A 12918-nucleotide genomic window follows, 5' to 3' on the forward strand; every position below is an offset into this window, starting at 1 on the left:
AGTTAGAAGAATTAAAAGAGAATGAGGGGATTTATCGTTATGCGTCAGCGGGAATCAAGGTTGTAAATGATGAAACATATGTCGATGTCTATGCTCAACCTAAAAAGCAAGTGAAATACCATAATGTCCGTATTCCTGTCGCATATACCCTAGAAGAGGCCTTAAAACTGTTATCTGACACGATAAAAGAGATGAAGAAACCAGATCCTGATCCGATTTGAGGGTTTTACCCTCTTAATGGATCCGGTTTTTCATGGAAAAAGATGAGTAATGTCTGAATAAACAGTGGGATCGCAATCCAGATAATAGTCAGGGGATCCTTTAGGATCACTTCACCCTTAAAGCTGAAAAGTAAAATCAACGTAACTAATAGTGCGATTATTGTCACCGGTGTCAGAAAGTGCATGAACTTAGTTTTGAACCATTCCTCTCCTTTATACCGGATAAGAAGAATCCTGGAAAAATATCCACAGAAAAGGGGAAGAGCGACATATATTGCGATTGATAATGCTAATGCTTCCCAAGGAACGGGCAGTTGTCCGACGCCGAGAAGAAATCCTCCGAGTGGACCATACAATAAGAGCATTGAAAGGGAGTTAATCGCAACCATGACCAGAGTATGCCTGTCATTTCCTTTAGCTAGGTATCCCCAGACCAAAACCATGGCCGTGCATGGAGCGATGCCAAGAAGAATACATCCGGCGAGGTAACTTCTCCAAAGAGGAATTTCAAGCATTTTAACCCCGTTTTCCCGAACAATTGTTCCCTCTCCATAAGAAGTCCCAACCGGAAGATCTACACCAAATGGCATCTTTACAAGGTCTACTGCATCAGGTCCGATGAACTGAAGAAAGAGGTAACCCAGGAAAAATGTGGCAATGATATACATGGTAAATGGTTTAATTGCCCAATTTACAAAGAGGGTCAGACTTACAGGTTTGATGTTTTTTCCCGCTTTCAGGACTCAAGAAAAATCTATCTTTACCATGATGGGGTACATCATAAAAAAAAGACAGATAGCTATAGGAATTGAGATAACTGGGGCTTCTCCGATGTATATGGATAGACTATCAAGATATGTTGCAACTTCGGGAGCATACCGTCCAAGAAGTATTCCAAGAGCGATACAGATCAATACCCAGACGGTCAGATACTTTTCAAAAAAACCAAGGCCCTTAGATTTTTGTGAAGATTTTGTTGATGTCTGTTGTGTAGCATTCATAATGTATCACAAAGGTGATTCAAAATCATTTGAACTTTATGAGTACTTAAAGTTCTCTACGTTATTCAGTATCTCCAGTATGTTCGATTTTAGAGTGATAACTTTTAAAAATCGATATTTTCCGAAAAATAGTGGTGAATCCAGTTACTTTGTAGTTCTTGTTAACTTAAACCTACACTCTTCAAAAAATTCTGGTGATACGAGAGTTTTGAATCGGGTATTTTCAGAAAAAAATTACTTTTTCACCGATGTAGCATTGATTGAAAAGGTATCGTCTTCTCCCCGGGTCAATTTTCCGGATACTAATACAATCTCTCTCTTGTCAGGTATTTCTCCGGAAAAGATGACGTTAAGGGTTTCAGAATTTTTTCTTGCAGCCTGACAACTTGCACATCCCATAGAATCGGAGAGAATGAACCTGTGTTCCTTTGGATAAGATGTTGCAACGATTCCTTTCATGATTATTGTCTGTCCTAGATATGAATCCGGATCCAGATAGAGTGTAGCAATATTAGGGGGCAAAAGGGGATCAGAGCCCGAAATATTTCCACTAGGTTTTTCTGCCTGGATTGGGACGACGAGGAGGATACAAATGGCAAGGCAAAGAATTTTTAATTTCATCTCTTCAAGGGTTTAGTGGTTTTATGTAAAAGAGTAAATTTTTCTGAAATGAAAAGTTATCTCTTTCCTTTTGTTTTTTTCTCTTCAGAGCACAAGGACAGAGCCTTCACTCCGAGATCGGTTAATTCATATATGATCCAGTTCCCCTGGGATGTGCCTTCAATGAGTCCCATCGAACTTAATTTTTTCAGGTGGTATGAAAGTCTGGTATCAGATATTTCAAGCAATTCCCGGATGATACAGACACATAACGGTTGTACTGAGAGCATTGAGAGTATTTTTATCCGGAATGGATCCGAAAGAGCTTTAAAGAGAGAAACATTTTTTATTATTACATCACGGGGCATAGTAAGGCTTGAAAGCCCTTCAAGTCCGCCTATTGTCATTAGAGGTTCGAGAACTTCCGGAGGTATTTTGGCTGGAATTGCAGGGTCTGTACAATTCGTACTGCAAGCGGCCTTTTTCATTGTACAACTTATCTCCCTGATAAGAAGTTCAATATTTCGATGGAGGTGTAGTACCTATAGAGAATATAGAGAAAATCCTCAAATTGTTATAACGGATATTTAAGGATACTAATATCATGAATAAACCGATTGTTTTGTTTATTTGTACCCATAACTCTGCCCGATCACAGATAGCTGAAGGGTATCTTAAAAACCGGTATGGAGAAAGATATTCTGCATATAGCGCAGGAACAGAAGTAACCAGCGTTCATCCTCTTGCCATTAAGGTAATGGATGAAATTGGAATTGACATTTCAAATCATCGATCAAAACCACTCCTTGAATTTTTCGATACTGATATCGATATCGTTGTAACGGTCTGTGATGGAGCAAAATCCGTCTGTCCTGTCTTTCCCGGAGCGAAAAAAACCATTCATCAGGGATTTACTGATCCATCCTCATTCATGGGTTCGGATGATGAAAAACTGGCAATATTCCGGATTATTCGCGATGAGATTATCCGGTGGATTGATGAGAATGTAGATCCTGGCGGATTTCTCGTTCTGTAAGTAATACCTCGAAATATATTAAAACTCCTGCAAATAGTCGGTATTATCTGAGTGAAGATTGAAATAGTAAGCCATGGACAATACCGGTCGGGTTTCCATCCGAATGAATCCTCCAAGCCCCAAATATTTCACCACTCGTTGACGAGGTTGTTTTTTCCAGTTTTCATTGTGATATGTACACTTCCAATTTTTGTCATCAGGATATCACAATGGTATTCCTCCGAAAAGGGATGACGGTTCCGGGTTCATTATTCTGACCTGACTTCAATCCGGAGGTTTGGGGAGACCTTACACAGGTGTCAGAGAATATTGGGTGTCACCTTGATGAAAATAAATGTCCGGAAAAAAAGGGTTACTGGTCGTATATTTTTATTGACAACAACACGATCCTTTGGAATCGGACGAAGATTCGTCTCCCCTAATAATCCTGATGAGTACATTATGGATAATTTCTGCCGGAATTGACTCATATAATTCATCTGATATTTCAATAGCTCTGCATTCTGCAGTTTCGTTGTTAACGATACAGGCACAGGACTGGCAGGGCGTCTGGATTACCCTGGCATTCTTCAGGTAATCTTCGAGAGCTTTTCCGTTAATGATGATCCGATTGGATTCTGGCAATTGATCATTCGATAATACGGTTTCTTTAAATGCAATATGTACATCATTTTTCATTAATTCAGGTTTTAAGTCCTCTATGACCTGTAATAATGTTATGCCAGTTGCATTACACCGAACGCAGGTTGTTGATATATTTTTCCCGATATGTTGCCATTCGATGGTGAGGTTTTTTTGCATTGTTATTAGTGGATGCTATGTAATCTTATTAGATTTTGTTGTCTTTGGGTTCATAAGAACCGTTTGATGTATTCTCATAAAAATTAATTAATATAATTATGCTTGATGGTTTACCGAAATTTCACTCCGTAAATAAGTTCGATACGCTCTTTTTTTATGAAAATACGCTGATTATTTCTATTAGGTTATTCATAGGAAAAAATACGCCTATATGGGGGTTATTTTGAAATATTTCCACGAAATCTTCTTTTTATAACGGGTTTTAAAGGTCTCATTATAAAAGGGATATAAAGTATCGATTGAAAAAAGATAGGGCAATAGTGTTCTTCCAGTGAAGAGATAAATCCGGTCCATATTTGGTGGCAGCAGCACATTTGAGATGCCTCTCATAATTGGAAACAATCCGTTATGAATCTACAATCAAATGTTCCAAATTCCATTAATCTCATATACTATCCCTGAATATTCTCCTTAATGACTCCGGATAATCCAAGGTCATAGACTGCATACCGGATTGTCTTTATTCTTGGGATTGTTGCACTTTGTGGTGACATTATCTACGAAGGAGCCCGGAGTATCAGCGGTCCATATCTCATGTCACTCGGAACCATTACCGGAGTGGAACACTCAGGTTCATCAGCGAATTTGAATCAGTCATGATTAGGATTATTGATGTTACAAAAGGAGGGGTGGATACAACTCTCCGTTACAGAAATGAGATTGCAGAGAAGATTACTGACCGGCTTTCTGAATCCAGAAATGTCCTCAATTATTAAGAAGAACAGGAAAAATGTATCAGAGTGATTAATTATGGTAAAATGTCCTTGTTGCGGGTCTGATTTATATGGGTATGAACGGCCCTATGATCGTTTGAACCGATCAAAGAATGTTGGTGTGGCTTGTTGTCCATGGTGTAAATGGACCGAGACCGGGGAGAAATATCGGGATTTGGAAGATGACAAGGTGAGAATACCATACTGATTAGTATTTAATATCCCGGGAACTATCTAATCAGAAATACATCTGTTTCCCGGAATAATTCTGCCGATTGATGATTCAGGACTAAATATGGTAACATATTTTTGTATCCATTGTTGGCACGCCAGCCCGAACCCAACAGATCGGTGTCCGAAATGTGGAAGTACTGATAAGTTCTGTACCGAGCAGAAGTATGGAGAACTCATGGTCCGGTACCTGGACCACCCCATGCGAAGGTATCGTCTGGTGGCTTTAAAAAATCTCAAATGGATGAAGTGGAAAGATGCAATTCCTGATATCCGTGAACGTATCCGGATTGAGAAAGAACCCGATGTAAGGGCGGAGGCCAGAAGGACGCTGGAAGCTATCGAAACCTATCACAATCGGACTGATAAACCCGTTTCTTTAACCACTTCATCTGAACACACTCATATGTATGACCATATTTATGAACCAACATGCCGGGTAATATCTGTCAGGAAGGTGCTTCGAAAACATGGTCATCAAGGACTCAGATTTCACAAAAAGAAATAGTTTTTTTATTGTTTGATATTTTGAAAAAATGAGTCATCCGTACGTATTTTCAATAGTGGATGAGCAATTTTATTGGCCTGGCTTTTTAAGTGATTTTATGGAACAACTTCATAATTTCGTACTTTCAAAAAGGTAAAACACATCCTGAAAAAAGTGATAATTGGAACCAAGGTAATCCGGTTTTCACCGTGAACACCGAAGATGGTGGATAGATAGTGAGTGATTGTATCGTTCTATGAAATCAGAGGAATTATGAAATGAAATTCACCCCGTCTGAAAGTATCCTTGTCGGTATTGGCGGGTGTATCGGTTCAATTGCCCGGTATCAGGTTAATGAATGTATTCCTTCTCTCATTGGGACTTTTATTGTAAACGTCATAGGTTGTGTCGCTATTGGCATTCTTATGTACGAGTCAATTTATTTCGGGTCGTTTAGCCGGAATTCACGACTTCTTCTCGGAGCCGGGATGTGCGGGTCATTTACTACCTTTTCAGCCTTTGCAACCCAGAGTATTGAAGCCGGACCTGTTTTTGGCCTGATGTTTATTACAGCAAATATCATATGTGGTCTGCTTGGAGTGTACCTGGGACGTGACATTATCCTCCGGGGAGTGGCATCATGGAACATGTAATTCTTGTGGGAATTGGTGGGGCAATAGGCTCCATGCTCCGGTTTGAACTCTCAAAAATCAGACCCTTCCGGAATATTCCTCTTGGTACCGCCATGGTTAATATTCTTGGTAGTTTTCTCTTTGGATGTGTGTTTTTCTCCCGTTCACCCGGCGATATTTATTATCTTTTGGATGTTGGAATGTTCGGTGGTTTTACCACATTCTCAACATTTTCCTTTGAGACATTCCGGATGATTGAAGATCATGAATTTCGGACAATGATGCTCAACATTGGAATAAATCTTATTGGAAGTCTTGCAGGGGTTTTTATTAGTTATTTACTCATTTTGTTACTATTTAGAGGTGCATAATGTTTTCAGATGGTATGTTATTACGGGTATACATTGCAGAATCAGCAAAAATCGGGAAAAAACCTGCATATAAATATCTGGTAGAGATGTTTAAGGCGAGGGGATTTCCGGGATGTACGGTATTTCGGGGGATGATTGGATATGGACATGAAAAAACCATCCATACCGTCGATGTCCTGAACTTTTCAATGGACCTTCCGATTGTCATTGATGTAGTGGATACAAAAGATCGGATTTTGAGTATTGTTGACGAAGTGGAACAATTGGTGGAACACGGACTTGTCATCACCCAGGATGTGAAGATGGGAAGAAAACGGTGAGAAATCGGTTTTCCATCATGCTACACCAAAAGGTATAATCAAAAAATGAGCGGTTTTAGGTGAACCCTGTCACTTTTTTTTATGTAATCCCCGGTCAAGGGTGGTTTGACTCTCTTCATTGAGTCCGGTTACAAAAACCGATCTTCCCTGTGCCTGAAACTGATCAATCACCCTGGCGATTCCCATGACTGCGGACTGGTCCCATATGTGAGAGTTTGAGAAATCTATCTCGATTTTTTTCGGTCCGTCTTCATATCTGAAGAGATCTATAAAATGGTTCATTGTTCCAAAGAATAATTAATGTATATAACCTTCTTGAGGAAGACGCAAAGAAAGCAATGACCAGAACAATAGATGCATTAACCCAGGCCGGGATAGATTATCATCTGAAAGTCGCGATTGGTGATCCATCAACTGAAGTCGTGGAGATTGCAAAGAAAGAACAAGCTGATCTTATTATCCTTGGCACCCGGGGTCTTGGAGCAATAAAAGGCGTTCTTATGGGAAGTGTAAGCCAGAAGATTATCCAGGCTGCCTCCTGTCCGGTTATGATTGTAAAGTAAGCATTCCTGATAAACAGGCAAAAAATTCTTGTTATTGTGGGTTATTCCGGAAGGATAATTTTTTGTCTGCAATAAACAAAGAGGAGTTATGAAACGCATTACCATTAATGCAATAATCGATCTTTTTGCCCTGGTTTTTTTATTCCGTCACTAATTTCTGGAATTGTGCTGTACTTCTTCCTTCCATCCGGAGGAGGAAGGGGCGGATATCGGACATTTTTGGATATCTCTCGCGACCAATGGGTGCACATGCATGATTTTTCCAGTTTTATCTTCGCCGGATTGATAATCATTCATCTGGTTTTGCATTGGAAATATTTCCGGAATATAAACCGAACACTGGTCCCCAGGAAAAAATAACCGGTGGCTTGGTAATTTACTGGTAATATGTAAAATGGTCAATGTCGTCTTTCAGGGAATTCAACCGGTATGCTTGTCTTTCATTGAATTTTGTGGTAAATTTACTTTGTAATAGAATAATCTCTATCCATAAGAACTATATTTAAAAAAATGTAGGAGGAGAATCGACTTGTAGTTATCTGGCCGGATTCTATCGTTCCGGTTCCCTTTTTAACTACCTGTATATGAATTGTCATGGTAATTGTCAGGTCTGATCGAAGGATGCTCAGTACTACCGCACCAATTATCAGTGGTATTGGAGGGATTGCAGGGAACGCCCGATACAAGCCCGAGAATGGGCGATGATATCCGGTACTCATGACAGTATAAGAGGCCAGCACCCGTACTCAAGAAGTATGGATGATCCCTGGAATTTTTCGCGGAGGATTGGAGGAGGAGAGGAAGAAGGAAGAGAGGTATATGACGAGAGTGAGGGTTCCACTACCAAGTAACGAAAAAGGTGGGATTATTAGCGAATAGAATAGATAACAATGAGATTAAAGAAAAGGGCCACCTCTTTCGAAGACGTGTTAATATGAGAGTATATTTAGATGTCTGTTGTTATTGCAGACCATTTGATAATAAAACTCATGAGCGAGTAAGCCTTGAAGCAGATGTAGTATTAGCTATTCTTGATTTATGTAAGAATGGAAAACACACATTAATTGGAAGTGTTGTTATTGATGAAGAGATATCTTACATTTTGGAAAACGAGCGAAAAACGGCAGTTTCTAATTATATTGCACTAATCAAAGAATATATTCCAATAGATTCAGATATTATCACTCAAGCGAATGTTTTTGAGCAATTAGGCATGCATCTTTTTGATGCTCTTCATTGTGCATGTGCCAGGATTGCCAATGCAACTTTTTTGACAACTGATGATCATATAATAAATGTAATGCATAAAAATCCGCAATCTGGATTAAATGTTTTCAATCCTGTGAATTGGTTCATGGAGGTGAATTATGAAGACTATTAGTGAAATACGACGAGAAGGGATAGAAGCATTATCGAAGGCTCTTGGTCCTATTGATATGGCCAGATTTATTTCAAGTTTTGATCACGGATCTGGCGATTATACAAAAGAACGACACCAATGGTTGCCGACCGACCGCGAAATGGTTCTTAAGTCCCTTCTTGAGCGCCAAAAAAAGAGAGATAGATGATTCATCCTCTTCTCATAATATAAACTTGGATATTTTTCCTGGTAAAACCAAATTTTTCCTATTCTATTTAATTTAAAAATCGTTTTCTCATCTTTTCTAATCATAACGGTATATTTCATGCTTCGAATCATACATTTAAAATGTAAAAATGAATTTTTTCCGATAGAAAACGGAAAAAATATTTGTATTAATTTCTCCCATCAACGAAAGACCAATCTATTGAAGCTCACAATTAATATGTAACTGCCAGATCAGTAATAACGATTAATACTCTGATACCTTTGTATTATTTGGAGAATTACACAATATGCCAGCCATCCTATCAGGAAAACCTCATATATGACTCTATCTTTTGAAATTTTAGAAAAAGACATCGCCGGAAGAATCGGGAAGCTCTCCGGACAGGGAAAAACGGTAAAGACCCCTACCCTGCTTCCAGTAATTAATCCCCATCTGAACCTTATAACTCCTGCGGAAATGCAGAAGATGGGAGTAGAAGCAGTAATCACCAATGCGTATATCTTCTCCCGGTCTGAAGAGTTCCGGGAGCGTGCCCTCACCGATGGTCTTGCAAAAACCCTTGATTTTGACGGGGTAATCATGACCGATTCCGGATCATTTCAGCTTTCAGTCTATGGCGAGGTTGAGATAACGAATGCACAGACCCTTGCATTTCAGCAGGCGATAAAAAGTGATATTATTGTCCCGCTGGATATCCCGACTCATCCGGATACACCACGTGAACAGGTAGAGCAGGAACTCGCCATCACCATGGACCGGATCATGGAAGCAAAAGGACTTGCTGACCATGAGCATCACACTCTGGCCGCTCCGGTCCAGGGCGGACTGAACCTTGACCTCCGGGAACAGACCGGGCGAAAACTTTCTGAAGAGGGGTTCAAATTCTGTCCTATAGGTGCTGTTGTTCCCCTGATGGAAGCATACCGGTATGCTGAACTGGTTCAGGTGGTCATGGCAGCAAAACGCGGGCTTTCACCCTCAGTCTGTGTTCACCTCTTTGGGGCCGGACATCCTTCGATGTTCGCTCTTGCGGTGGCGATGGGGTGCGATCTCTTTGATTCCGCTGCATATGCACTCTATGCAAAAGACGGACGGTACATGACTACTCACGGCAGTTATCACCTCAATGAAATGACTTATCTGCCTTGTCCCTGTCCGGTCTGTGAAGGCCATACAGCAAAAGAACTCAATGAATCTCCGGATCGGGAACGGCTGCTTGCCATGCACAACCTCCGGGTAACACTTGCGGAGATAAACCGTGTCAGGCAGGCGATTCGTGATGGGGTGCTCTGGGAACTGGTCGATGAGCGGTGTCGCAGTCATCCGGCCCTGCTTCGTGGATACCGGACCCTTCTTGGATACAATGAAGAACTCACGGCAAAGGATAGGGAGACCAAACGCCGGTTCTTTTACCGGGGTGATGAGAGCTGCAAAAGAACAGAAGTTGTCAGGTATCAACAGATGGTCGGGAGACTTTCTGCCGGAGATACTGCCCTTATCAGTTTTAGCAGGCATATCAAAAAGAAACAGACCGAAGGATTTGACTCGGTGTTTTTCTTTAAACCTCCGTTTGGTCCATTTCCTGCCGAACTGACCGAGACATTTCCAATCGGACAGAGTGAGATCCCTGATTTTGACGAGGCCATGGTCCGGACCGGCTGCATGGGTATTGCAAAACTGATGGAGGGAAATCCTGACACCCGGTTTACCATCCGGTGTCGTCCGGTATGGATGGATCTGATACGTCAAATCTTACCAACAGTGGAGGTAGAGGATGAAAGGAGTTGAAATTTTAAGTCGTGACGGAACAGCACGGTACGGGCGGTTTGGAGTCGGGGAAGACACCTTTATATTCCCAGCAGCATATCAGACCACAGATCTCTTCCCTGCCATCTCGAAAAGAGATTTAACGAATATTCCGGTATTAGAAGACAAGGAATTTGTTGACCGGTACCTGGTCCGGGATGGAGAAGAACCGGTGCCTCTTCATATCCGGGCTGATAATGAAGTACCATCCGGAACCACCGTTATTACCCCGAACTGGCACACACTTCTGACCCGGCCACGGGATCTTTGCTCGTTTCTGGATACCCTGAAAAGTACCATTCCTCCGGATACCTGCTGGTATCTTCCCGGAGCGGCCCTTCCGGAAAATGCGGCAATTCTGGTTCATGCCGGATTTGATCTCTTTGATTTTATTGCCGTGGACCTGGCAACTGCACAGGGCATTTTCTGTCTTCCTGATGGGCGGTATCCGGAAAAAGTAATGGAAGAAGGTCTTTGTTCATGCAATGGATGTTCCTCCGGAAACCTTCTGGAACATAACCGGATAGCCTTACAACAGGAACTTGCACATATTAGCAGGAGAATCCGGGATGGGACATTCCGGGAATATCTTGACGGCCGGTGCCGTACAAAACCTGAATTTGTCTCTATTATGAGGCACCTGGAACGGTCAGAACGGATGGAACAGTATACGCCGGTATCAAGGAGTGGTCCGTTTTATGCAACGTCCGGGGACAGTATTCACCGAGTTGAGGTAAAGAGGTTTGCAGACCGGCTCGTAGACCGGTACATTCCTCCGGTTACTGATGTTGCGGTCCTTATCCCATGTTCGGCAAAAAAACCATATTCCCTCTCTCAGTCCCATCGGAAATTCAGTCAGGCCATAGGCCGGAGAGCACATGAACTTATTATGACCTCTCCTCTTGGACTTGTCCCGAGAGATGTTGAACTTGCATATCCTGCTGCAGCCTACGATGTGCCGGTAACCGGATACTGGGACCATGAAGAACGGTACCAGATAACAGAAACCCTTGTCCGGTATTTCACTCGCCATCCGTACAGGCGGGTGATTGCGCATCTTGATGGAGATGCCCGGTTAATTGCCCAGGATGCAGCTGATAAAGCCGGATTTGAACTTGAGTGCACATGCCAGAGTGAACGGCCGACCGATCATGAATCACTTTCTGCGCTCAGCCAAGCACTTAGCGGAGAGAGAAAGATAAAATCCCACCTGGTACGGGGGATGATCTCGTTCCAGTTCGGATATGATCTTAAAGCTCCAAATCTTGAGGTCAAAGGTTCATATCCGGAACAGGTAGTTAAAAGGGGCCGGAATCTCTTATTTTCAACCGATCCATCTCATGGGCTCATGAGACCAACCTTTGACGGGTGGTCCCTGCTTGAAACCGGATACCGGGTGTATATCGACGATTTTGTGCCCCAGGGAGATATTCTTGCACCCGGTGTTATGGACGCAGACCCGGTAATCCGGCCGGGTGATGAAGTTCTTGTCATCGGAGATAAGGCCATGACAACCGGAAGGGCAGTAATGGGTGCCGATGAGATGATTAGATCCTCACGTGGAGTGGCAGTGAGGGTGCGTAAAGTAAAGAAGCTTGAAGGGTAATAAATAAGGGCGCGAATAATTTTTCCGGATGTGACATCTGGTGTATATAATCGAAAAATCTCTCAAATTATCTGAAAATGTGTACGAAATATGGGTGAACGCCCCTCATGTCACCCGTAATGCAAAAGCCGGTCAGTTTGTTATCATCCGGACTGATGAAAAGGGAGAACGTATCCCCCTTACTATTTCTTGTATTTCCGGAGATCTGGTCCGTATAATCTTTATGGCCGTTGGAAAAACCACGCATGCACTTGCTGCAATTCCTGCAGGGGGTTCAATCAGTGATATTGCTGGTCCACTTGGGACTCCCAGTGAGATTAAACAATACGGAACCTGTGTTCTTGTCGGTGGCGGTGTCGGAATTGCTTCCACACCAGTGATTGCAAAGGCACTCAAAGAAGCAGGAAACCGGGTTATTGGTATTCTTGGTGCACGAAATGCCAACTTCCTAATTCTTGAGGATGAGATGGCAGAGATTTGTGATGAACTCCTTATTGCAACCGACGACGGTTCAAAGGGTCATCATGGATTTGCAGCAGATCTTTTAAAGAAAAAGATCGACGAAGAACAGGTTAATGCGGTCTGGATCATTGGTCCGACTATCATGATGAAAGTCACATCCAATGCGACCCGTGATAAGGGAATCAAAACATTCGTTTCATTAAACCCGATCATGGTCGACGGGACCGGGATGTGTGGGTCATGCCGGTGTGTTGTCGGAGGAAAGACCAAGTTTGCCTGTGTTGATGGTCCGGAGTTTGATGCACATGAGGTTGATTTTGATAACCTGATGCAGAGGCAGCGGTATTACATGGAACATGAGAAGGAAGCCCTGTCAACATGGCAGGAACACCAGTGTACCTGTGGGAGGCATGAATAAG

Annotated in this window: 20 protein-coding genes; 14 read left to right on the forward strand and 6 right to left on the reverse strand. The window is 42.2% G+C overall.

Annotation, left to right across the window (positions count from 1 at the left end; translation table 11 throughout):
- Positions 1–221: hypothetical protein (locus DLD82_RS18475; protein WP_181391293.1), on the forward strand; the 221-nt coding region annotated here is incomplete at its 5' end.
- 5 nt (positions 222–226) lie between these two features.
- On the opposite strand, the gene DLD82_RS06575 is transcribed toward DLD82_RS18475, so the two are convergent.
- From DLD82_RS06575 to DLD82_RS06585, 4 genes are all read right to left on the reverse strand, one after another.
- On the reverse strand, positions 227–961 hold the full coding sequence (locus DLD82_RS06575; protein ID WP_342764557.1) for an arsenic resistance protein: 735 nt from the start codon (positions 959–961) through the stop codon (positions 227–229).
- A gap of 3 nt (positions 962–964) precedes the next feature.
- Entirely contained in the window at positions 965–1222 is a 258-nt protein-coding gene (locus DLD82_RS19315; protein WP_281267993.1) for an arsenic resistance protein, read from the reverse strand.
- 234 nt (positions 1223–1456) lie between these two features.
- Positions 1457–1843 (reverse strand): hypothetical protein, encoded by a 387-nt coding sequence (locus DLD82_RS06580; protein WP_109940320.1) that lies wholly within the window; start codon positions 1841–1843, stop codon positions 1457–1459.
- Between the two features lie 56 nt (positions 1844–1899).
- The gene (locus DLD82_RS06585) at positions 1900–2310 is read right to left on the reverse strand and encodes an ArsR/SmtB family transcription factor (protein WP_109940321.1); all 411 of its coding nucleotides are present in this window, start codon (positions 2308–2310) and stop codon (positions 1900–1902) included.
- A 116-nt stretch (positions 2311–2426) separates the two neighbouring features.
- Here DLD82_RS06585 and DLD82_RS06590 point away from each other — a divergent pair, with 116 nt between their 5' ends.
- Complete coding sequence (locus tag DLD82_RS06590) at positions 2427–2858, forward strand: arsenate reductase ArsC (protein ID WP_109940322.1); 432 nt, start codon at positions 2427–2429, stop codon at positions 2856–2858.
- 369 nt (positions 2859–3227) lie between these two features.
- Here the strand turns inward: DLD82_RS06590 and DLD82_RS06595 are convergent, their stop codons facing one another.
- Positions 3228–3659, reverse strand: coding sequence for a DUF2703 domain-containing protein (locus DLD82_RS06595; RefSeq protein WP_109940323.1), 432 nt, complete (start codon positions 3657–3659; stop codon positions 3228–3230).
- 1068 nt (positions 3660–4727) lie between these two features.
- Between DLD82_RS06595 and DLD82_RS06600 the strand changes: the two genes are divergently transcribed.
- The 4 genes from DLD82_RS06600 to DLD82_RS06615 all read left to right on the forward strand — a co-directional run bounded on the left by DLD82_RS06600 (position 4728) and on the right by DLD82_RS06615 (position 6473).
- On the forward strand, positions 4728–5171 hold the full coding sequence (locus tag DLD82_RS06600; protein ID WP_109940324.1) for a hypothetical protein: 444 nt from the start codon (positions 4728–4730) through the stop codon (positions 5169–5171).
- Positions 5172–5428: 257 nt separating this feature from the next.
- Positions 5429–5803, forward strand: a complete 375-nt coding sequence (locus DLD82_RS06605) for a fluoride efflux transporter FluC (protein WP_109940325.1) — start codon at positions 5429–5431, stop codon at positions 5801–5803.
- Positions 5791–6153: a fluoride efflux transporter FluC gene (locus tag DLD82_RS06610; RefSeq protein WP_109940326.1), complete on the forward strand. Its 363-nt coding sequence runs from the start codon at positions 5791–5793 to the stop codon at positions 6151–6153. The genes DLD82_RS06605 and DLD82_RS06610 overlap by 13 nt, the downstream gene beginning before the upstream one ends.
- Complete coding sequence (locus DLD82_RS06615; RefSeq protein WP_109940327.1) at positions 6153–6473, forward strand: DUF190 domain-containing protein; 321 nt, start codon at positions 6153–6155, stop codon at positions 6471–6473. Before DLD82_RS06610 ends, DLD82_RS06615 begins: the two co-directional genes overlap by 1 nt.
- A 69-nt stretch (positions 6474–6542) precedes the next feature.
- Here the strand turns inward: DLD82_RS06615 and DLD82_RS06620 are convergent, their stop codons facing one another.
- Complete coding sequence (locus DLD82_RS06620; RefSeq protein WP_109940328.1) at positions 6543–6755, reverse strand: STAS domain-containing protein; 213 nt, start codon at positions 6753–6755, stop codon at positions 6543–6545.
- Between DLD82_RS06620 and DLD82_RS06625 the strand changes: the two genes are divergently transcribed.
- The 8 genes from DLD82_RS06625 (at position 6755) to DLD82_RS06660 (ending at position 12917) form a co-directional block, all read left to right on the forward strand.
- A complete protein-coding gene (locus DLD82_RS06625) occupies positions 6755–7036 on the forward strand; it encodes a universal stress protein (RefSeq protein ID WP_109940329.1) in 282 nt (93 codons plus the stop codon). The two genes, DLD82_RS06620 and DLD82_RS06625, sit on opposite strands and share 1 nt — an antisense overlap.
- 141 nt (positions 7037–7177) lie before the next feature.
- Entirely contained in the window at positions 7178–7396 is a 219-nt protein-coding gene (locus tag DLD82_RS19535) for a DUF4405 domain-containing protein (protein WP_109940330.1), read from the forward strand.
- Between the two features lie 341 nt (positions 7397–7737).
- On the forward strand, positions 7738–7887 hold the full coding sequence (locus DLD82_RS18480) for a hypothetical protein (protein WP_181391295.1): 150 nt from the start codon (positions 7738–7740) through the stop codon (positions 7885–7887).
- Between the two features lie 8 nt (positions 7888–7895).
- Positions 7896–8417 (forward strand): type II toxin-antitoxin system VapC family toxin, encoded by a 522-nt coding sequence (locus DLD82_RS06640; protein WP_146199715.1) that lies wholly within the window; start codon positions 7896–7898, stop codon positions 8415–8417.
- Positions 8404–8604 carry a hypothetical protein gene (locus DLD82_RS06645; RefSeq protein ID WP_109940333.1) on the forward strand — a complete coding sequence of 67 codons (201 nt, stop codon included), beginning with the start codon at positions 8404–8406 and terminating at the stop codon, positions 8602–8604. The genes DLD82_RS06640 and DLD82_RS06645 overlap by 14 nt, the downstream gene beginning before the upstream one ends.
- A 339-nt stretch (positions 8605–8943) precedes the next feature.
- Positions 8944–10413 carry a tRNA guanosine(15) transglycosylase TgtA gene (tgtA, locus tag DLD82_RS06650; RefSeq protein ID WP_109940334.1) on the forward strand — a complete coding sequence of 490 codons (1470 nt, stop codon included), beginning with the start codon at positions 8944–8946 and terminating at the stop codon, positions 10411–10413.
- On the forward strand, positions 10400–12037 hold the full coding sequence (gene arcS, locus DLD82_RS06655; protein ID WP_109940335.1) for an archaeosine synthase subunit alpha: 1638 nt from the start codon (positions 10400–10402) through the stop codon (positions 12035–12037). Before tgtA ends, arcS begins: the two co-directional genes overlap by 14 nt.
- 40 nt (positions 12038–12077) lie before the next feature.
- A complete protein-coding gene (locus tag DLD82_RS06660) occupies positions 12078–12917 on the forward strand; it encodes a sulfide/dihydroorotate dehydrogenase-like FAD/NAD-binding protein (RefSeq protein WP_109940336.1) in 840 nt (279 codons plus the stop codon).
- The last annotated feature ends 1 nt before the right edge of the window (position 12918 follow it).

It is taken from the genome of Methanospirillum stamsii (assembly GCF_003173335.1).
Classification (GTDB): domain Archaea; phylum Halobacteriota; class Methanomicrobia; order Methanomicrobiales; family Methanospirillaceae; genus Methanospirillum; species Methanospirillum stamsii.